22 protein-coding genes are annotated in these 19,785 nt (G+C 67.0%); 15 read left to right on the top strand and 7 right to left on the bottom strand.

Going from position 1 to position 19,785, the window contains the following annotated elements:
* Positions 1 to 72 precede the first annotated feature (72 nt).
* Both eno and ftsB read left to right on the top strand, forming a co-directional pair.
* Positions 73 to 1,356 (top strand): phosphopyruvate hydratase, encoded by a 1,284-nt coding sequence (gene eno, locus CFB46_RS15075; protein WP_027784848.1) that lies wholly within the window; start codon positions 73 to 75, stop codon positions 1,354 to 1,356.
* Between the two features lie 81 nt (positions 1,357 to 1,437).
* Positions 1,438 to 1,863: a cell division protein FtsB gene (gene ftsB, locus CFB46_RS15070; RefSeq protein WP_027784847.1), complete on the top strand. Its 426-nt coding sequence runs from the start codon at positions 1,438 to 1,440 to the stop codon at positions 1,861 to 1,863.
* Between the two features lie 89 nt (positions 1,864 to 1,952).
* Here ftsB and CFB46_RS15065 read toward each other — a convergent pair whose 3' ends face one another.
* From CFB46_RS15065 to CFB46_RS15055, 3 genes are all read right to left on the bottom strand, one after another.
* On the bottom strand, positions 1,953 to 2,318 hold the full coding sequence (locus tag CFB46_RS15065) for a hypothetical protein (RefSeq protein ID WP_027784846.1): 366 nt from the start codon (positions 2,316 to 2,318) through the stop codon (positions 1,953 to 1,955).
* A 137-nt stretch (positions 2,319 to 2,455) separates the two neighbouring features.
* Positions 2,456 to 3,406 carry an Hsp33 family molecular chaperone HslO gene (gene hslO, locus CFB46_RS15060; protein ID WP_027784845.1) on the bottom strand — a complete coding sequence of 317 codons (951 nt, stop codon included), beginning with the start codon at positions 3,404 to 3,406 and terminating at the stop codon, positions 2,456 to 2,458.
* 25 nt (positions 3,407 to 3,431) lie between these two features.
* Positions 3,432 to 3,956, bottom strand: a complete 525-nt coding sequence (locus CFB46_RS15055) for a gamma carbonic anhydrase family protein (protein WP_027784844.1) — start codon at positions 3,954 to 3,956, stop codon at positions 3,432 to 3,434.
* 143 nt (positions 3,957 to 4,099) lie between these two features.
* Between CFB46_RS15055 and CFB46_RS15050 the strand changes: the two genes are divergently transcribed.
* The 11 genes from CFB46_RS15050 (at position 4,100) to CFB46_RS35900 (ending at position 13,474) form a co-directional block, all read left to right on the top strand.
* Entirely contained in the window at positions 4,100 to 4,957 is an 858-nt protein-coding gene (locus CFB46_RS15050) for a ferritin-like domain-containing protein (protein WP_034185427.1), read from the top strand.
* Positions 4,958 to 5,136: 179 nt separating this feature from the next.
* Positions 5,137 to 6,027, top strand: a complete 891-nt coding sequence (locus tag CFB46_RS15045) for an alpha/beta fold hydrolase (protein ID WP_027784842.1) — start codon at positions 5,137 to 5,139, stop codon at positions 6,025 to 6,027.
* 82 nt (positions 6,028 to 6,109) lie between these two features.
* A complete protein-coding gene (locus tag CFB46_RS15040) occupies positions 6,110 to 6,940 on the top strand; it encodes a 3',5'-nucleoside bisphosphate phosphatase (protein ID WP_027784841.1) in 831 nt (276 codons plus the stop codon).
* Positions 6,941 to 7,012: 72 nt separating this feature from the next.
* Complete coding sequence (locus CFB46_RS15035; protein ID WP_027784840.1) at positions 7,013 to 7,645, top strand: L-threonylcarbamoyladenylate synthase; 633 nt, start codon at positions 7,013 to 7,015, stop codon at positions 7,643 to 7,645.
* Positions 7,646 to 7,692: 47 nt separating this feature from the next.
* A complete protein-coding gene (locus CFB46_RS15030) occupies positions 7,693 to 8,355 on the top strand; it encodes a site-2 protease family protein (RefSeq protein ID WP_027784839.1) in 663 nt (220 codons plus the stop codon).
* 8 nt (positions 8,356 to 8,363) lie between these two features.
* On the top strand, positions 8,364 to 9,566 hold the full coding sequence (locus tag CFB46_RS15025) for a tryptophan--tRNA ligase (RefSeq protein WP_027784838.1): 1,203 nt from the start codon (positions 8,364 to 8,366) through the stop codon (positions 9,564 to 9,566).
* 8 nt (positions 9,567 to 9,574) lie between these two features.
* On the top strand, positions 9,575 to 10,177 hold the full coding sequence (locus tag CFB46_RS15020) for a class I SAM-dependent methyltransferase (RefSeq protein WP_027784837.1): 603 nt from the start codon (positions 9,575 to 9,577) through the stop codon (positions 10,175 to 10,177).
* Between the two features lie 46 nt (positions 10,178 to 10,223).
* On the top strand, positions 10,224 to 11,129 hold the full coding sequence (dapA, locus tag CFB46_RS15015; RefSeq protein ID WP_027784836.1) for a 4-hydroxy-tetrahydrodipicolinate synthase: 906 nt from the start codon (positions 10,224 to 10,226) through the stop codon (positions 11,127 to 11,129).
* Between the two features lie 111 nt (positions 11,130 to 11,240).
* Positions 11,241 to 12,386 carry an outer membrane protein assembly factor BamC gene (gene bamC, locus CFB46_RS15010; RefSeq protein ID WP_027784835.1) on the top strand — a complete coding sequence of 382 codons (1,146 nt, stop codon included), beginning with the start codon at positions 11,241 to 11,243 and terminating at the stop codon, positions 12,384 to 12,386.
* A gap of 4 nt (positions 12,387 to 12,390) precedes the next feature.
* Positions 12,391 to 13,167 carry an MBL fold metallo-hydrolase gene (locus CFB46_RS15005; RefSeq protein ID WP_027784834.1) on the top strand — a complete coding sequence of 259 codons (777 nt, stop codon included), beginning with the start codon at positions 12,391 to 12,393 and terminating at the stop codon, positions 13,165 to 13,167.
* Between the two features lie 103 nt (positions 13,168 to 13,270).
* Complete coding sequence (locus CFB46_RS35900; protein WP_175888588.1) at positions 13,271 to 13,474, top strand: hypothetical protein; 204 nt, start codon at positions 13,271 to 13,273, stop codon at positions 13,472 to 13,474.
* Here the strand turns inward: CFB46_RS35900 and CFB46_RS36885 are convergent, their stop codons facing one another.
* Together CFB46_RS36885 and CFB46_RS14990 are read right to left on the bottom strand one after the other, a co-directional pair.
* Positions 13,475 to 13,720 (bottom strand): hypothetical protein, encoded by a 246-nt coding sequence (locus CFB46_RS36885; protein WP_011657350.1) that lies wholly within the window; start codon positions 13,718 to 13,720, stop codon positions 13,475 to 13,477.
* A 56-nt stretch (positions 13,721 to 13,776) separates the two neighbouring features.
* Positions 13,777 to 14,997 carry a cupin domain-containing protein gene (locus CFB46_RS14990; protein WP_027784833.1) on the bottom strand — a complete coding sequence of 407 codons (1,221 nt, stop codon included), beginning with the start codon at positions 14,995 to 14,997 and terminating at the stop codon, positions 13,777 to 13,779.
* A 32-nt stretch (positions 14,998 to 15,029) separates the two neighbouring features.
* Between CFB46_RS14990 and CFB46_RS14985 the strand changes: the two genes are divergently transcribed.
* Positions 15,030 to 15,572 carry an FKBP-type peptidyl-prolyl cis-trans isomerase gene (locus CFB46_RS14985; RefSeq protein ID WP_027784832.1) on the top strand — a complete coding sequence of 181 codons (543 nt, stop codon included), beginning with the start codon at positions 15,030 to 15,032 and terminating at the stop codon, positions 15,570 to 15,572.
* On the opposite strand, the gene CFB46_RS14980 is transcribed toward CFB46_RS14985, so the two are convergent.
* Entirely contained in the window at positions 15,552 to 16,823 is a 1,272-nt protein-coding gene (locus tag CFB46_RS14980; RefSeq protein WP_152777306.1) for a hypothetical protein, read from the bottom strand. The two genes, CFB46_RS14985 and CFB46_RS14980, sit on opposite strands and share 21 nt — an antisense overlap.
* Complete coding sequence (mutS, locus tag CFB46_RS14975; protein ID WP_027784830.1) at positions 16,804 to 19,461, bottom strand: DNA mismatch repair protein MutS; 2,658 nt, start codon at positions 19,459 to 19,461, stop codon at positions 16,804 to 16,806. The genes CFB46_RS14980 and mutS overlap by 20 nt, the downstream gene beginning before the upstream one ends.
* Before the next feature lie 9 nt (positions 19,462 to 19,470).
* Between mutS and CFB46_RS35290 the strand changes: the two genes are divergently transcribed.
* Complete coding sequence (locus tag CFB46_RS35290) at positions 19,471 to 19,767, top strand: hypothetical protein (RefSeq protein ID WP_143751619.1); 297 nt, start codon at positions 19,471 to 19,473, stop codon at positions 19,765 to 19,767.
* Positions 19,768 to 19,785: the final 18 nt, after the last annotated feature.

The following is a 19,785-nucleotide window of genomic DNA, read 5'->3' as shown; positions in this document are numbered from 1 at the left end:
GTAGCGAAAGCGGTTCCGGCGCGCACGCCGTCGCAGTTTGAAAGAATCCATCGTCATTCTCAGAGGAAACCCATGAGTGCAATCGTAGATATCATCGGCCGCGAGATCCTGGATTCGCGCGGCAACCCCACCGTCGAATGCGACGTGCTGCTCGAATCGGGCACGATGGGCCGCGCGGCGGTGCCGTCGGGCGCGTCCACCGGCTCGCGTGAGGCGATCGAACTGCGCGACGGCGAAGCCGGCCGCTACAACGGCAAGGGCGTGCTGAAGGCGGTCGAGCACATCAACACCGAAATCTCCGAAGCCATCATGGGCCTCGACGCGTCGGAACAGGCGTTCCTCGACAAGACCCTGCTCGAGCTGGACGGCACCGACAACAAGTCGCGCCTCGGCGCGAACGCGATGCTGGCCGTGTCGATGGCCGTCGCGAAGGCCGCCGCTGAAGAAGCCGGCCTGCCGCTGTACCGTTACTTCGGCGGTTCGGGCGCGATGCAACTGCCGGTGCCGATGATGAACATCGTCAACGGCGGCGCGCACGCGAACAACAGCCTGGACATCCAGGAATTCATGATCGTCCCGGTCAGCCAGCCGACGTTCCGTGAAGCGCTGCGTTGCGGCGCGGAAGTGTTCCACGCGCTGAAGAAGATCCTGAGCGACCGCGGCATGAGCACGGCCGTCGGCGACGAAGGCGGTTTCGCACCGAACTTCGGCAGCAACGACGAGTGCCTGTCGACGATCCTGCAGGCGATCGAGAAGGCAGGCTACCGTGCGGGCGAAGACGTGCTGCTCGCGCTCGACTGTGCGGCATCCGAGTTCTACCACGACGGCAAGTACCAGCTCGCGGGCGAAGGCCTGCAACTGTCGTCGGCCGAATTCACCGACTACCTCGCGACGCTCGCCGACAAGTTCCCGATCGTGTCGATCGAGGACGGCATGCACGAAAGCGACTGGGACGGCTGGAAGCTGCTGACCGAGCGCCTCGGCAAGAAGGTGCAGCTCGTCGGCGACGATCTGTTCGTCACGAACACGCGCATCCTGAAGGAAGGCATCGAGAAGGGCATCGCGAACTCGATCCTCATCAAGATCAACCAGATTGGTACGCTGACCGAAACGTTCGCGGCGATCGAAATGGCGAAGCGCGCGGGCTACACGGCCGTGATTTCGCATCGCTCGGGCGAAACGGAAGATTCGACGATCGCGGACATCGCGGTCGGCCTGAACGCCGGTCAGATCAAGACGGGTTCGCTGTCGCGCAGCGACCGCATCTCGAAGTACAACCAGCTGCTGCGTATCGAGGAAGATCTCGGCGACATCGCGAGCTACCCGGGTAAATCGGCTTTCTATAACCTGCGCTAACGCGCTACTATCGGGTTCGTCATCTCGACGCCGCTCTGTGCCTGTGCGCGGAGCGGCGCTTCTTATATCTGCGTCTCTTACATGCGGCTTGTCACTGTCGTCCTGATTGCCTTGCTGGCGCTCATTCAGTACCCCCTATGGTGGGGACACGGCGGCTGGCTGCGGGTGCACGAATTGCGTCAGCAGCTCGACGACCAGCTTCAGAAGAACGCGGACGAGAAGCTGCGTAACGAGCGCACCGCCGGCGAAGTGCAGGATCTGCAGAGCGGCACCGCGGCGATCGAGGAGCGTGCGCGCTACGAGATGGGCATGGTGAAGGACGGCGAGGTATTCGTGCAGTTCGTGTCGCCGAACGCGCCTGCGGGGCCGCTGAACAACACGCCGTCGAATACGTCGACGCGCGGCACCGTCTCCGCGGCGCCCGTGCGGGTCGTGCCGAATCCGCAGTCGATCGCGAAGCCGTCGCGCCATCATGGCGGCGACAAGGGCAAGGCGGCGCATCACTGAGCGCGATACGTCGAATCCATTGAAAAAGCGCGGGAAATGCCGCGCTTTTTTATTTCCTGCCAGTCGTCAATCGGTCGGGCGATCCCTGCTCACCACCACCAGCCCGGATAGCCGTAACCGACGCCCGTGCCCCAGCGATTGCCCCATCCTCCGCTGTAGTACCCGCCATAGACCGTCACGGGCGGCGGCGAGTAATAGGCCCACGCGCGCGCGGCTGCTTCGGCCGCCATCGCGCTGTTCTGCTCGCGCAGGACCTGCTGGTCGATCTCGTCGTAGCGCTTGCGTTCGGCGCTCGACAGCACGGGCGGCTGGCCGCCCGACGCGCCCGGTTCGGGCAGGCGGCTCAGGATCGTGGAGGTCGGCGGCGGCATCGCGCAGCCGGCAAGCGCGAGCGTGCCGGCGGTCATGCTCGTCAGGGCGATGGTGCGGATGGTCCCGAAGGGGCGGCGATTCATGTGTTTCTCCTGCGGCGCGCCGACCGTGGAAAGCGACTGGCATGGGAGGCAGGGCCTCCGGCGCCTGAGCCGCGCATGCGGCGCTCGTGCGTCATTATGCGCCCGTGCCGCGCCGGTGGCGGGCACGAGCGCACGGCTCAGTGACGCTGGCCGGTCGCGGGTGCGATGCCGGTTTCGACACCGGGCGCCGCGAACAGTTGCGCGACGTCGACCGGATCGAACTCGTAGCGCTGGTTACAGAACTCGCAGTGGATCTCGACGTGGCCGCGCTCGACGATCACGCTGTCGACTTCTTCGCGACCGAGCATGCGCAGCATCGCACCGACCTTCTCGCGCGAGCACGAACACTGGAAGCGCGTGCCGGCCGGTTCGAAGTGCTGCACGTTTTCCTGCCAGAACAGCCGGCGGAACACGACTTCCGGTTCGACCTCGAGCAGTTCCTTCGCGGACAGCGTGCCGCCGAGCGTGCACACGCGCTCCCACGTGTCGATATCGGTTTCGGCGTTGCGCGGCACGATCCCGCCGTCGCCCGGCAGCTTCTGCAGCAGCATGCCGACCGCGCGGTCGCGATCGGCCGCGAGCCACAGCCGCGTGTCGAGCTGCTCCGAGTGATGCATGTAGTGCTCGAGTACCTGCGACACCGATTCGAGCGGGCCGTCGACGCCGTTCAGCGGCACGATGCCCTGGTACGGCTGCTGGCCCGGCAATTTGTCGGCCGGGTCGAGCGTGATCACGCAGCGGCCGTGGCCGCTCGCGTTGACGAGCGTCGCGAAACTCGTGTCGTCGCCGATCGTCTGCGCGGCGTCGCCCGAGAACTTCGCGGTGGCCCGCATCGACAGATCGGACCCGCACTGGACGACCAGCATCTGGACCGGCCCGTCGCCGAAGATCTGCATGATCAGGGTGCCGTGAAATTTCAGGTTCGCGGACAGCAGCGCGCACGCGGCCATCATCTCGCCGAGCACCGTGCGCACGGGGGCAGGGTAGTCGCGGCGGGCGAGCACTTCCTGCCACGTGTTGCGCAGCGAAACGATCTCGCCGCGCACGGGCGCCGCATTGAACATGAATTTCTGTAACTGGTCGCTCACTCTTCTTCCTTGAAATCCGTGCGAATCACCCGATCCGCACGAGTTGCTCCTTGAAATGCGCGCGTCGCTCGACATACGTCTTCGCGTTCGCGCGCAGCCGCGCGACGTCTTCGGCCGACAGCTCGCGCACGACTTTCGCCGGTGCGCCGAGAATCAGCGAGTTGTCCGGGAACGTCTTGCCTTCCGTCACGACCGCGCCGGCACCAACCAGACAGTTGCGGCCGATGACCGCTCCATTCAAGACCACCGCCTGAATCCCGATCAGCGAACCTTCGCCGATCGTGCAGCCGTGCAGCATGGCCTGGTGCCCGATCGTCACGTTTTCGGCAATCGTCAGCGGAAACCCCGGGTCGGTATGCAGAACCGCGCCTTCCTGGACGTTGCTGCCGGCGCCCACCGTAATCGTCTCGTTGTCGCCGCGAATCGTCGCGCCGAACCACACGCTCGCGTTTTCCGCGAGCACGACCTTGCCGATGATGGCTGCCGTATCGGCGACGAATACGCTTTCGTGGATCGTCGGGGCCGTCTCGCCCAGCTTGTAGATCGTCACGGAGTCTCCTTGTCTCTTCGATGATGGGCGCCGGTAGAATGGCGCGTCCGGTTTGCCCGGCGCGTGGCGCCGCGGAACAAACGCATATTGTAAACCGTCGCGTGCCTGTGCTCCCGCGATGCGTACGCAAGGTGTCCCCGTTTATGAGCATCGCGTCTTCTTCTTTCGGCCAGACGCTGGCCTGTGTGCGCAGCGTGGCGCTCGATGCGCTGCGCGTGACCGAGCCGGCGGCCAAGGCCGCGCAGGTACGCGCGCTGCACGATGCGCTGCGGGCCGGGCAGGCCGCGATCGCGCCGTCGCTTCAACTGCGCGAACCGGCCGATCTGCCTGGGCGCCCGGCGCGGCCGCCGCTCGTCGAGCCGCGTCAGCTCGAGCGGCGCAGCATGCGCTCGCCGCAAGGGCGCGCCGTGCTGCTGCACGCGCTCGCCCATATCGAATTCAATGCGATCAATCTGGCGCTCGACGCGGTCTGGCGCTTCGCGGGCCTGCCGGACGCGTTCTATGCCGACTGGCTGAAGGTCGCGGCCGAGGAGGCCTATCACTTCACGCTGCTGTCCGACCGGCTCGCGGCATTCGGGCACGCCTACGGCGATTTTCCCGCGCACAACGGGCTGTGGGAGATGTGCGAGCGGACCAAGGACGACGTGCTGGCGCGCATGGCGCTCGTGCCGCGGACGCTCGAGGCCCGCGGGCTCGACGCGTCGCCGCCGATCCGCGCGCGGCTCGTGCAGGCGGGCGACGATGCGTCGGCCGCGATCCTCGACGTGATCCTGCGCGACGAAATCGGCCATGTCGCGGTCGGCAACCGCTGGTTCCGCCATTTGTGCGATGCAGCCGGCCGCGATCCCGTGCCGACTTATCGGCAGCTCGCCGAGCGATACCACGCGCCGCGGCTGCGCGGCCCGTTCAATTTCGATGCGCGGCGCGATGCCGGCTTCGAGCAGGCCGAACTCGACGAACTGGCCGCGCAGGACGCGGCGGACGAACGCCCCGCGCATTAGCCGGATCACGTTCGGCTGCGTCCCGGGCGACCGCCGGCCGACTCGCGCGCCCGATCGATGGTGTCCTGCCGGCCGGCCCTGGAACGACCTTGCCGCTAGAGCGGTAGCTCGATTGCCGATCGCCGGAACCAAGGCGTCGCCGCTATAATCGAACGATCATTCTTTTTTTGGCGGCTGCAATGAGTGCCACGAGTTCTGTTTCCGATTTCGTCACGGTGCGCGGCGTCCGGCTGCATGTGCGGCGCTGGGGCCGGCCCGACGCGCCGACGCTGTTCATGCTGCACGGCTGGATGGACGTCGCGGCGTCGTTCCAGTTCGTCGTCGATGCGCTGGCGGGCGACTGGCAGGTGATCGCGCCGGACGCGCGCGGCTTCGGGCTGTCCGACTGGCCGGTCGCGCGGCAGGGCGGCGGCCACTACTGGTTCCACGAGTACCTGGGCGATCTCGATGCGCTCGTCGAGCGCTATGCGCCGACCGGCGAGGTCAATCTGGTCGGGCACAGCATGGGCGCGAACGTCGTGTGCCTGTATGCCGGCGCACGGCCGGAACGGGTGCGGCGCGTGGTCGACCTCGAAGGGTTCGGGCTCGCGCCGGCCCGCGCCGAACAGGCGCCGCGCCGGCTGCGCGGCTGGCTCGACGAGCTGCGCGAGCCACCCGCGCTGCGGCCGTACGCATCCCTCGACGACGTGGCGGCGCGCCTGATCAAGACCAATCCGCGGCTCGACCCGCGCCGCGCCGCGTTTCTCGCCGCGCACTGGTCGAAACGCGGCGACGACGGCCTCTACCACCTGCTCGCCGACCCGGCGCACAAGATGCCGGGCCCGCTGCTGTACCGGCTCGACGAAGTGATGGCCATCTGGAAGCAGGTGCGCGCGAAGGTGCTGCACGTCGAGGCCGTCAATTCGCCGACGCTCGCGCATCTCGCCGGCGACATCCCGCTGCCTGAATTCAAGGCGCGCTTCAACGCATTCCCCGACTGGCGCGAGAAACTCGTCGAGGATGCCGGCCACATGGTGCATCACGACCAGCCCGAGCAGATCGCGTCGCTGATCGAGGCGTTCTGCGCGTAGGCGCGTGGCGCCGTCGGCGCGGCAGGCGGGCGGCGCAATTGCCGCGTTGCAGTAGAATGAGGCCTTACCTGCCATGCCTACGATGAACGCCGATCTCCACTGCCATTCCAATGTTTCCGACGGGTTGCTGTCGCCCGCCGACGTCGCGCGCCGTGCGCATGCGGGCGGCGTGACCCTGTGGGCGCTGACCGACCACGACGAGATCGGCGGCCAGGCGGCGGCGCGCAGCGAGGCGGAAGCGCTCGGCATGCGCTACCTGAGCGGCGTCGAGATTTCCGTCACGTGGGCCTCGCGCACCGTGCACATCGTCGGTCTGCACATCGATCCCGCCAATCCGGTGCTGGTCGACGGCCTGTACCGCACGCGCCACGGCCGCGCGGCGCGCGCGCTGGCGATCGCGGAGCAGCTCGCGACGCTCGGTATTCCCGACGCGTACGAAGGCGCGCTGAAATACGTATCGAATCCCGATCTGATCTCGCGCACGCACTTCGCGCGCTTTCTCGTCGAGAACGGCCACGCCGAATCGACGTCCGACGTGTTCGACCGCCTGCTCGGCGACGGCAAGCCCGGCTTCGTCCCGCATCGCTGGGCGTCCCTGTCCGACGCGGTCGGCTGGATCCGCGCGGCAGGCGGCGAAGCGGTGGTCGCGCATCCGGGCCGCTATCGCTATACGCCGGTCGAATTCGACGCGTTCTTCGGCGAGTTCATCGATCTCGGCGGCCGCGCGATCGAGGTCATCACGGGCAGTCACACGCCCGACCAGTACCGCGAATACGCGGACGTTGCGCGCCGCTTCGGCTTCGAAGTGTCGCGCGGCTCGGATTTCCACGCGCCGGGCGAGGGCCGCATCGAGCTCGGCGGCCTGCCGCCGTTGCCGCCCGACCTGACGCCGGTCTGGGAGCGCTGGCTCTGACGCCCGGCGGCTTCGGGCCGCCCGCGTTGCCGCCGAGGCGCGCATCCGACTTCTCCCTCTTTACGTGTCCCCATGTCCCAGTTCTTCAGGATTCATCCGGATAATCCGCAGCCGCGCCTGATCAAGCAGGCGGCGGAGATCGTCAGCAAGGGCGGCGTGATCGCGATGCCGACCGATTCGAGCTATGCGCTCGCGTGCCATCTCGACGACAAGGATGCGGTCGAGCGCGTGCGCCGGATTCGCGGCCTCGACGAGAAGCAGCACCTGTCGCTGCTCGTGCGCGACCTGTCCGAGCTCGCCAACTTCGCGATGGTCGACAACCGCCAGTACCGGCAGATCAAGTCGGTGACGCCGGGCCCGTACGTGTTCATCCTGCAGGCGACGAAGGAAGTGCCGCGCCGGTTGTCGCACCCGTCGCGCAAGACGATCGGGCTGCGCGTGCCCGATCACGCGATCACGCTCGCGCTGCTGGAGTCGCTTGGCCAGCCGTTGCTCGGCACGACGCTGATCCTGCCGCCGGACGACGAACCGCTGAACGATCCCGAAGAAATCCGCACGCGGCTGGAGAAACAGGTCGATCTCGTGATCGACGGCGGCGCGTGTCCGCGCGAACCGTCGACGGTGATCGACCTGACCGGCGATGCGCCCGAACTCGTCCGCGCGGGCCGCGGCGCGCTCGAACCGTTCGGACTCTCGGCCGCATGACGCGCCGTGCCGTTTTTGCGCGAGTGCGCTTGTTACAATAACGCGATATGGATGCTTCCCTGATACAGACCATCGCCGTCTACGCGCTGCCCGTGATCTTCGCGATCACGCTGCACGAGGCCGCGCATGGTTACGCCGCGCGCCTGCTCGGCGACAACACCGCCTACGCGATGGGGCGCGTGTCGTTCAATCCGATGCGCCACATCGACCCGCTCGGCACGATCGCGATTCCGCTCGCGATGTACTTCCTGACCGGCGGCGCGTTCCTGTTCGGCTATGCGAAGCCGGTGCCGGTGTCGTTCGGCAACCTGCGCAATCCGCGCTGGGGCAGCCTGTGGGTCGCGCTCGCGGGCCCGGCCTGCAACTTCGTGCAGGCACTGGTCTGGGGCCTGCTGACCCTCGTGCTGCCGGCCGTCGGCATCGACGAGCCGTTCTTCACGCGGATGGCGTTCGCCGGCGTCAGCGCGAACCTCGTGCTCGGCGTGCTGAACCTGTTTCCGCTGCCGCCGCTCGACGGCGGCCGCATCCTGGCGGCGTTGCTGCCGACCAGGCAATCGATCGCGTTGTCGCGCATCGAGCCGTACGGTTTCATCATCGTCCTCGTGCTCGTCACGACGGGCGTGCTGACGAACTTCTGGCTGCGTCCGCTCGTCAACGTCGGCTATGCCGTCCTGAACGCCATCCTGTCTCCCTTCGCCTCGCTTTTCTAACGACAATCATGTTCCCAGAACGTATTTTCTCCGGCATGCGACCCACCGGGTCGCTGCACCTCGGTCATTACCACGGCGTGCTGAAAAACTGGGTGAAGCTGCAGTCCGAGTACCCGTGCTTCTTCTGCGTCGTCGACTGGCACGCGCTGACGACGCACTACGAGACGCCCGAGGTCATCGAGAAGAACGTGTGGGACGTGCTGATCGACTGGCTCGCGTCCGGCATCGATCCGGGGCAGGCGACGCTGTTCATCCAGAGCAAGGTACCCGAACATGCGGAACTCGCGCTGCTGCTCGGCATGAGCACGCCGCTCGGCTGGCTCGAACGCGTGCCGACCTACAAGGAGCAGATGGAGAAGCTGAAGGACAAGGATCTGTCCACCTACGGCTTCCTCGGCTACCCCGTGCTGATGGCCGCCGACATCCTGCTGTATCGCGGCTCGCTCGTGCCGGTCGGCGAGGACCAGGTGCCGCACGTCGAGATGACGCGCGAGATCGCGCGCCGCTTCAACTATCTGTACGGCCGCGAGCCCGGTTTCGAGGAGAAGGCGCTCGAAGCCGCGAAGAAGCTCGGCGGCAAGCGCGCGAAGCTCTATCACGAGCTGCGCAACGCGTATCAGCAGGAAGGCGACGACGAGGCGCTCGAACAGGCGCGCGCGATGCTGCAGGAATCGCAAAGCCTGTCGATGAGCGACCGCGAGCGCCTGTTCGGCTATCTCGAAGGCGCGCGCAAGATCATCCTGGTCGAGCCGCAGGCGCTGCTGACCGAGGCGTCGCGGATGCCGGGCCTCGACGGGCAGAAGATGTCCAAGTCGTACGGCAACACGATCGGCCTGCGTGAAGACGCCGAGACGATCACGAAGAAGGTCCGCACGATGCCGACCGACCCCGCACGCGTGCGCCGCACCGATCCGGGCGATCCCGACAAGTGCCCGGTGTGGCAGCTTCACCAGGTCTATACGGACGAAGCGACGCACGAATGGGTGCAGAAGGGCTGCCGCTCGGCGGGCATCGGCTGCCTCGACTGCAAGCAGCCGGTCGTCGAAGGCATCCTGCGCGAACAGCAGCCGATGCTCGAGCGTGCGCAGAAATACATGGACGATCCGTCGCTGCTGCGCGCGATCGTCGCGGACGGTTGCGACAAGGCGCGCAAGTACGCGACGGAAACGATGCGCGACGTGCGCGACGCGATGGGCCTGTCGTACAACTGATCCGGCGCATGAGCGAGTCCGTCATCGCCGCCGCGGGCGGCCACGTCGGCCAGGCCGAGCCGTCGCGCTGGGTTGCGCAATGGGCGCGGCTCGTGCCGGCCGGCGGTGCGATGCTCGACGTCGCCGCGGGCGGCGGCCGCCATGCGCGCTGGTTCGCTTCGCGCGGGCATCCGGTCGTCGCGCTCGACCGCGATCCGGCCGCGCTGGCCGCGTTGCGCGCGATTCCCGGCGTCGCCGCCCGCGCGGCCGATCTCGAAGGCGCGCCGTGGCCGCTGCCGGCCGGCGAGCGGTTCGCGGCCGTGATCGTCACCAACTATCTGCATCGCCCGCTCTGGCCCTATCTGCTCGATGCCGTGGCGCCGGGCGGCGTGCTGATCTACGAAACCTTCGCGCAAGGAAACGAAACGGTCGGAAAACCGTCCAACCCCGCGTTCCTGCTCGCCCCCGGCGAGTTGCTGGACGCCGTGCGCGGCCACCTGCGGGTGGTCGCGTACGAGGACGGTTTCGTCGTCGCGCCGCGCGAGGCGTTCGTCCAGCGTCTCTGCGCGGTGCGCGAGGGCGCGACCCCGAAGGCGGGGGCGGGAATTCCACGTTACGAACTGCCCGGCTAATCCGCTACAATCTCAATGTTTACCGGTACACATTCAATCGCGTTTCATGGCTAACGGCACCCAAGACGGCATTCAAATCCGCGGCAGCATCCCCGCGATCGTCACCCCGATGCTCGAAGACGGCAGTCTCGATCTGCCGGCGTTTCGCAAACTGATCGACTGGCACATCGCGGAAGGCACCGATGCGCTCGTCGTCGTCGGTACGAGCGGCGAGTCGGCAACGCTCAGCGTCGAAGAGCACATCCTGATGATCCGCACGGCGGTCGAGCATGCGGGCAAACGCATCCCGATCATCGCGGGCGCGGGCGGCAACTCGACCGCCGAGGCGATCGAGCTGACGAAGCACGCGAAGGCGGTCGGCGCGGACGCGACGCTGCAGGTCGTGCCGTACTACAACAAGCCGACGCAGGAGGGCATGTACCGCCACTTCCGCACGATCGCCGAAGCGGTCGACCTGCCGGTGATCCTGTACAACGTGCCGGGCCGTACGGTCGCGGACATGGCGCACGAGACGACGCTGCGCCTCGCGCAGGTACCGGGCATCATCGGCGTGAAGGAAGCGACCGGCAACATCGATCGCGCCGCGCACCTGATCAAGGCCGCGCCGAAGCATTTCGCGATCTACAGCGGCGACGATCCGACCGCGATCGCGCTGATGCTGCTCGGCGGCCACGGCAACATCTCGGTGACCGCGAACGTCGCGCCGCGCGCGATGAGCGAGCTGTGCCGCGCGGCGCTGGCCGGCGACGTGCAGACGGCCCGCACGCTGCACATGAAGCTGCTGTCGCTGCACAAGAACCTGTTCATCGAAGCGAACCCGATCCCGGTGAAATGGGCGCTGCAGGCGATGGGCAAGATGCAGGGCGGCATCCGGCTGCCGCTCACGGCGCTCGACGAGCGCTGTCACGATGCCGTGCGTTCGGCCCTCGTCGAGGCCGGCGTTCTCGCCTGATGCCCAGGCGGCCGCGTCCTGCGGCCGCCGGCTCGACCCCTGATCAACCCGCACCGGCCGGCTCCGTCCGGCGCCGCTCCTGACGAGCGTTCTAGCAAGACGAAGGATTTCATGAAACGTTTCGCCATTTCCTCTCGCGCCATCCAGTTGTCGGTGGTGGCGCTGGCGCTGGGCGCGCTCGCTGGCTGCGATACGCTGAACGACTACCTGGCCCCTGACCGGGTCAACTACAAGAATACCGGCTCGGCGCCGCCGCTCGCGGTGCCGAGCGACCTGAAGCCGGTGCCGACGACGCAGCAGTTCGTCGCGCCGCCGACCAACGCCGGGCTCGGCACGCTGCCGCCGCGGGCCACGACGCAGGCCGGCAACGCGACCGACGGCATCCCGAGCGCGCAGGATCCGCTCGGCATGCACATCGAGCGCGACGGTGACCGCCGCTGGCTCGTCGTCGACGGCCGAACGCCCGAGCAGCTGTGGCCGATCCTGAAGGAGTTCTGGCAGGAGAACGGCTTCTCGCTGAAGACCGATGCGCCGTCGACGGGCATCATGGCCACCGACTGGGCCGAGAACCGCGCGAACATTCCGGACGACTGGTTCCGCCGCACGATCGGCAAGGTCATCGATTTCGCCTATTCGTCGGGTACGCGCGACCGCTTCCGCACGCTCGTGAACCGGACGTCGGACGGCAATACCGACATCTCGATCACGCACAGCGCGATGGAAGAAATGATGGTCGGCCCGCAGGGCGGCACGTCGTCGCGCTGGGAAGAGCGTCCGCGCAACCCGGTGCTCGAAGCCGTGTTCCTGTCGAAGCTGATGCAGAAGTTCGGCCTGACCGACGCACAGGCGAAGCAGTTGCTGACCGATGCGCGCCCCGCGACGGCGCCGGCGCAGGTCGGCGACACGAGCGGCGGCGCAGCGACGCTGCAACTGGCCGAGTCGTTCGACCGCGCGTGGCTGCGCGTGGGCCTGGCGCTCGACCGGACCAACTTCACGGTCGACAATCGCGACCGCGAGAAGGGCGTGTACACCGTGCGTTACGCGAACTCGATGGAAGAGCTCAAGCGTGACGGCCTGTTCGGCAAGCTGTTCTACGGCGGCCCGTCGGCGGCCAAGCCCGGCAAGGAATATCTGATCAACGTGCGTTCGCAGGGCAATGGCGGTACGCAGGTCGCGGTGGTCGGCGCGAACGGCCAGGTCGACAACTCGTCGGACGCGCAGCGGCTCATTTCGCTGCTGCACGCGCAGCTGAACTGAGCGCGTGCGATTCTCCAGCCTCGGAAGCGGCAGCGAAGGCAACGCGCTCGTCGTCGAGGCCTCGAGCGGCACGACGACCACGCGCGTGCTGCTCGACTGCGGCTTTTCCGCCAAGGAGGTCGAGCGCCGGCTCGGCCGACTGAATCTCTGCATCGCCGATCTCGATGCGATTCTCATCACCCATGAACACAGCGACCACGTCGGCAGTGCGCTGACGCTCGCGCGCCGTGCCTCGCTGCCGCTCTACATGAGCTGGGGCACCGCGCGCGCGGTCGGCGCGGACGAGGCCGATGTCGATCTCCACGTGCTATGGGGCGACGAGACGGCCGCGATACGCGATCTGGCCGTGATGCCCTATACGGTCCCCCACGATGCGCGGGAACCGCTCCAGTTCGTCTTCACGGACGGAAGCCGCCGGCTCGGCGTGCTGACGGACGTCGGGATGGCCACGCCGCACATCACGGCCGTCCTGAGCGGCTGCGACGCGCTCGTGCTCGAATCCAACCACGATACCGCGATGCTCGCCGCCAGCCGCTATCCGCAGTCGCTGAAGGCGCGGATCGGCGGCAACCATGGCCACCTGAGCAACGACGCGGCGGCCGACATCCTCGCGTCGCTCGAACGCAGCCGTCTCCAGCATCTGGTCGCGGCTCATCTGAGCCAGCAGAACAACCTGCCGGAACTGGCTCGCCGGGCGTTTGGCGGCGTACTCGGGACGGACGGGGAAGACGTGATCGTGGCCTCGCAGGACGCGGGCTTCGACTGGCTGATGCTCGGATGAGCGGGGCAGGGCCGCTGCGGCGGCTCCAGGCGGCTGGCGGCCGCTCGATTCGAAAGCGACAGACGTAAAAAAACCGGCCCTCGGGCCGGTTTTTTTTCAGCTAATGCTGAAGGCTTACTGGCTTGCGCCCGAAGCCGGAGCAGCCGTCGCTGCCGAAGCAGCCGACGCCACTGCAGCAGCAGCGTCGCTCGCAGCAGCCGTTGCCGACGAAGCAGCAGCCGAAGCGTCGCTCGCAGCACCAGCAACTGCCGAAGCAGCCGACGAAGCAGCAGCCGAAGCGTCGCTTGCAGCCGACGAAGCAGCTTGATCAGCGCTCTTGTTGCAAGCAGCCAGTGCAACAGCAGCCAACAGGGAAGCTACGAGGAGGGATTTCTTCATGATCACGTCCTTTTATGGTTAAAGGTAAGCAACAGCGCGAAACAATACCGGTAATGTGCTCCAACACCGACCTGGGCCGCTGGTGGAGACGCACTTCTAGAGCGTGAATCTTCCCTACGGCTTGGGCGGAAATTATATGCACTTTCCTATCGACCGTCGACAAATGCGGGGTCAATACGTTGTCTTTCCCATACAGAATTTGATCTGGACGGGCATACGGGGCGACTCACACTAATTCCGGCTTCCGACCCGTATCCAGCCCGCACGATACCACTCGTGCAACAAGGCTGTCATCGAGGGAACCCGGGATAGTGTTACAAACCGTTTCGCCTCCATCTGGCGGTGATTGGCCAGTTCGGGCAGCCATTCATCGGCTTGCTCGAGCGGTCCTTCCTCGCCATTAATGAAGTACGAGCGCGCGTTATACATCAATGCGGCCCTTCTGTCGAGACTCACGCCACGGCGGGACGCTTGCGTGACGAACGCGGCCTCGGACAGCGGACGCTCCGGCGCGTCGAAAACGACGTTCGATTTGGGCTCGCTCAGATAGCAGCCGAGAAATTCGGCGACGTCGCGCTTGCGCCAGCGGATCGCGTCGACGATCTCGGCGACCCGTTCGACCATGGCCGGCGGCAGTTGCGCGGGCGCGTCGACGGCCGGCTGCTTCGGATCGCGGTAGAGATCGTCGCCCCCCGCGTCGCGCAGGCCGCCGCGCTCCGCGAGGTAGTACAGGAACTGGGCGCCCAGCTCGCCGGCGGACGGGGCCCGGAAGCCGATCGAGCAGGTCATGCACTCGCCTTCGGCGACGCCGTCGTGCGCGATGTGCGGCGGCAGGTACAGCATGTCACCGGGCTCCAGCACCCATTCGTCGCTCGGCTCGAAGTTTTCGAGGATCTTCAGCGGTACGTCCGGCTGCAGCGACAGATCTTTCTGCGCGCCGACCCGCCAGCGGCGCCGGCCTTCGACTTGCAGCAGGAATACGTCATATGAATCGAAGTGCGGGCCGACGCCGCCGCCGTCCGTCGCATACGAGATCATCAGGTCGTCCAGCCGCGCGTCGGGGATGAAGCGGAAGCGGTCGAGCAGCGCGCGGGCCGCGTCGACGTGCAGGTCGAGTCCCTGCACGAGCAAGGTCCAGGATTTGCGCGTGACCGCGGGCAGCGAGTCCGGCTCGAACGGACCCTGCGCCAGTTGCCACTTGTTACGAAAATGGGTGATCAATCGCGATTCCGCGTCATAGTCGGCGGCGAGCTCGAACAATGCATCGCGCGTGACCGGGGATGCGACGCCGGGGATCGCCTGGCGGATCAGCAGCGGCTTCTTTTGCCAGTAGCCGCGCATGAATTGCGCCGGCGTGAGACCGCCGAGCAGCGGCGTGGGAAGATCGGGGGGCGGCGCGCCGAGCGTGGCCGCAGCGGTATCCCGCGGTTCGGCTTGAGACCGGTTGGGCATCGTATAATGAGACTTGTAATTGGGAGAATTGGATGAAGATCGCAAAAAACACCGTCGTATCGGTCACTTACAAGCTGTCGGACACACAGGGCAATCTGATCGAGGAAAGCGACGAGCCGATGGTCTATCTGCACGGCGGCTATGATGGCACGTTCCCCAAGATCGAGGAACAGCTCGACGGGCACGAGGCGGGCTACCAGGCGCAGATCCAGCTCGAGCCGGAGGACGCGTTCGGCGACTACGATCCCGAGCTCGTGAAGATCGAGCCGCGCGATCGTTTTCCCGAGCCGCTCGAAGTGGGCATGCAGTTCGAAGGCACGCCGGAAGACGCTGACGAGGAAGTCGACTCGCTGATCTATACGGTCACCGATATCGCCGAAGACAAGGTCGTGCTCGACGGCAATCACCCGCTGGCGGGCATGGCGCTGCGTTTCGCGCTGACCGTGAAGGACGTGCGCGAAGCCACCGAAGACGAAATCGAGCACGAGCACGCGCATGGCGCGGAAGGGCTGGAGATCGTCGACGAGGATGACGACGAGGACGGCGAAGCGCCGTCAGGGCGTACCCTGCACTGAGCTTGCCGGCAGGCCCGGCGCCGGCCCTGATGCGGGGGGCGGTGCCGGCCACGACGCGCCGCCTGGTGCGGCGCCGTCGCCCTGCAACGGCGGCGCGACCGACGACGAGTCGGGCAGCGCCGGCAGCGCGGGGATTTCCGGCATCTGCGGCAGCGGCACGTCGTCGCGCGGCACGAGCGGCAGCGTGGGCGGTACCGGCAGGTTCTTCGGCACCTCCTGCAGGCTCACGTTGAAGATCGTCTGCCGCGCCGGCGAGACGGTCACCTTGACCCACTGATTCGCCGGATTGCGCGGTCCGATCGCAACGCGCGTCACGTTTCCTACCAACTCACCGTCGTCGGCATGCAGCGGACGGTCGATCAGAAAGCCGTTCGCCAGCGGTTCGCCGCTCGCGTGCATCACCAGTATCGGGCCGCGGAACGTCGCCGCCGCCTTCACCAATGTTCGTTTCAGTTCACGGAAGCCGTCGCGTACGCGCGGCCGGTTGAAACGCAGCCACGCGAAGCGCTCCGAGCGTTCGTAGCGTTCGAACTGCGGATCGCCCTCGAAAATCACGACCATCGCGCGCGCTTCGCGCCGCTTCGCATATTCGGCCGTATGGTCGATCCAGAAGCCGTTCGCGATGATGCGGTCCTCGAATTCGCCGTTGCGGCCGCCCGCCGTCGAATAATGGTTGTTCGGCGCCGGCGCGTTGAGTGCGACGTAGACGATGTCGTCGCGCATCCAGCGCGCGTTCTCGCGATATGGCCGGAACCGTGCGACTTCGCTCTCCCGCGTAATCTGCAGTGCACCGGGGTCGGGCAGCGCCGAGTCGGCGAGCAGTGTCTGTCGCAGGAAATCGAGCCGCTCGACCGGATCGTACCCGCCGCCGGCCGCGGTGTTGCACGCGATCCAGTCGTCGTGCCCGGGAATGAACACGAGCGGCACGCGCGCCGAATCCAGGATCGCGCCGCGCTGCGAATACAGCGTGTCGCGGCATGCTTCCTTCGAACCTTTGATGTCGCCCGCGTAGACGACGAACGCGAGGTTGCGCTCGCGTGCGATCGCATCGAGCAGCCGCTGCGCGGCCGGTTCGTCAGACGGCCCATTGATGACGCCCGACACGACCGCGAACGAGTAGGGCGCGGCACTGCGCTTGGGCGGCGCGGCCAGCGCACCGGCCTGCGCCAGCGCAAGCAGTGTCGCGGCGAGCGCGGCGGCGGCGCGGGCCGGCAGGCCCCGCGCAATGCGCTTACGCGTGCCCGTCGGCATCGTGCGACCGGACCAGCGTGCGCAGTTCGTACAGCAGGTCGAGCGCCTCGCGCGGCTTGAGATCGTCGGGATCGATGTCGCGTAGTTTCTCGAGCGCCGGATGCGGCGCGTCGGGCAGCGCCGGCGCGTCCGCGCATTCGAGATCGTCGATGGCCGCCGGCGGCGCGCTGAAGAGGTCGAGTTGCGGCGTGTGCTGGGATGCCGACTGCTGTTCGAGGTACGCGAGGTGCTTGCGCGCGGCGCGGATCACGGGCGCCGGGACGCCTGCGAGCTGCGCGACCTGAAGGCCATAGCTCTGGTTCGCCGGGCCTTCGTTGACCGCGTGCAGGAACACGATCCCGTGGCCGTGCTCGACGGCCGACAGGTGGACGTTGGCCGCCTGCGGGAATTCGGCCGGCAGTTGCGTCAGCTCGAAGTAGTGCGTCGCGAACAGCGTGTAGCACGCGTTGTGCGCCAGCAGGTGGCGCGCGATGGCCCAGGCGAGCGCGAGGCCGTCGAAGGTCGACGTGCCGCGGCCGATCTCGTCCATCAGCACGAGGCTTTGCGGCGTCGCGTCGTTGAGGATCGCCGCGGCTTCGGTCATCTCGACCATGAAGGTCGAGCGGCCGCCCGCGAGATCGTCGGCCGCGCCGATGCGCGTGAAGATCCGGTCGATCGGGCCGAAGCACGCCGATTTCGCCGGCACGTAGCTGCCCACGTACGCCATCAGCGCGATCAGCGCGGTCTGCCGCATGAACGTGGACTTACCGCCCATGTTCGGCCCGGTGATCAGCAGCAGTTTGCGCTCGGTGCCGAACCGGCAGTCGTTCGCGATGAACTGCTCGACCTGCGCTTCGACGACCGGATGACGACCCTGCTCGATTTCGATGCCGATCTCGTCGGTGAAGGTCGGCGCGACCCAGTCGAGCGCGCGAGCGCGTTCGGCGAAGGCGGCCAGCAGGTCGAGTTCGGCGAGGGCCGATGCGACGCGCTGGCACTCCGGGATGAACGGCAGCAGCGCCTGCAACACCGAGTCGTACAGCGCGCGCTCGCGCGCCAACGCGCGCTCCTGTGCGGACAGCGCCTTGTCCTCGAAGGTCTTCAGTTCCGGCGTGATGTAGCGTTCGGCGTTCTTCAGCGTCTGGCGGCGGCGGTAATCGTCGGGCACCTTGTCGGTCTGGCCGCGCGTGACCTCGATGTAGAAGCCGTGCACCTTGTTGTATTCGACGCGCAGGTTCGCGATGCCGGTACGCGCGCGCTCGCGCGCTTCGAGATCGATCAGGAACTGCCCGCAGTTCTCCGAAATGTCGCGCAGCTCGTCGAGCTCGGCATCGTAGCCGCGCGCGATCACGCCGCCGTCGCGCACCATCGCGGCCGGCTCGGTCGCGATCGCGTTCGTCAGCAGGTCGAGGCATTCGGCGGGTGGCGCGAGCGCTGCATCGACGCGCGCGAGGGCATCCGCGTTCGCGACGATCGCGCCGATGCGCTCGCGCAGTGCCGGCAGCGCGGCGAACGTGTCGCGCAGGCTCGACAGGTCGCGCGGGCGCGCGGACAGCAGTGCGAGACGTCCGGTGATCCGTTCGACGTCGGCGATCTGGCGCAGCGCGCTGCGCAACGCATCGAGGCTCGCGTTGGCCGGTGCGTCCAGCAGCGCGCCGATCGCCTGTTGGCGCGACTGCGCGGCAACGGAGGCGCGCGGCGGGTGATGCAGCCAGTGGCGCAGCAGGCGGCTGCCCATCGTCGTGCAGCAGGTGTCGAGCAGCGAATACAGCGTGGGCGACTCGGTGCCGCGCAGCGTCTCGGTCAGTTCGAGGTTGCGGCGCGTAGCCGGATCGAGGCCGATGTATTCGGTTTCGTTCTCGACCTTCAGGCTGCGCACGTGCCGCAGTTGCTGGCCTTGCGTGGCCGCCGCGTAGAGCAGCAGCGCGCCGGCCGCGCCGCATGCGCTCGTCAGCGAATGCGCGCCGAAACCGTCGAGGCTCGCGACGTCCAGCTGGTCGCACAGGCGCTGCGTGCCCGACGCGATGTCGAAGTGCCAGGCCGGCACGCGCTTGCTCGCACCCACGCCGGCGGGAATGGCATCGGTTGCGCCGTCCGGCGTCAGGATTTCGGCCGGCCGGATGCGTTCGAGCGCGGCGGCAAGCTGCTCGGGCTCGATTTCGGCGAGCCGCAACGCGCCGCTCGCGAGGTTCAGCCACGCGAGGCCGATATTGACCGCGACACCGCGCTTGTTGTGGCCGGTGCACATCGCGAGCAGGTAGACGTCGTTCTTGTCGGACAGCAGTGCGGCATCGGTCAGCGTGCCGGGCGTGACGACGCGCACGACCTTGCGCTCGACCGGGCCCTTCGACGTGGCCGGATCGCCGATCTGCTCGCAGATCGCGACCGATTCGCCCATTTTCACGAGCTTCGCCAGATACTGTTCGACCGCGTGATGCGGGACGCCGGCCATCTTGATCGGCGTGCCGGCCGACGCGCCGCGCTGCGTGAGGGTCAGGTCGAGCAGACGTGCCGCTTTTTCCGCATCCTCGAAGAACAGCTCGTAGAAGTCGCCCATCCGGTAGAAGACGAGCGTGTCCGGATGATCGGCCTTGATGCGCAGGTATTGCTGCATCATCGGGGTATGGCCGGCAAAGGCCTCGGGCGACAGCGTGGTCATAGGTCAGGCATGAAGTTGTTGCTTGGGTTGCCCGAGTTTACCAGTGGCTTCGACGTGTACGCGCGAAGTTCGCCATTCGGCCAGTTGTTGGCGATGGCGCACAGTCGAGATTTGACGGACGTACTCACCCGATTGCCCACCCGCAAAGGGCCCGACTTTGCCGAACTGCTCTCGCAGCGTTGGGCGCCCGGCGCCATCAAACTGATTGAGCGGCACGTCGGTCGCGAGTCCGAACGTGGGTCGGCTCTACCATTTGCCGATGCTCTCGGGACTTACACCAATCAACCCCGCAAAACCGAAACTTAAATACGTTTAAATGGAATG

Source organism: Burkholderia sp. HI2761, assembly GCF_002223355.1.
In the GTDB taxonomy this organism is placed as follows: domain Bacteria; phylum Pseudomonadota; class Gammaproteobacteria; order Burkholderiales; family Burkholderiaceae; genus Burkholderia.
This window is presented reverse-complemented; position numbering and strand designations above follow the sequence as displayed.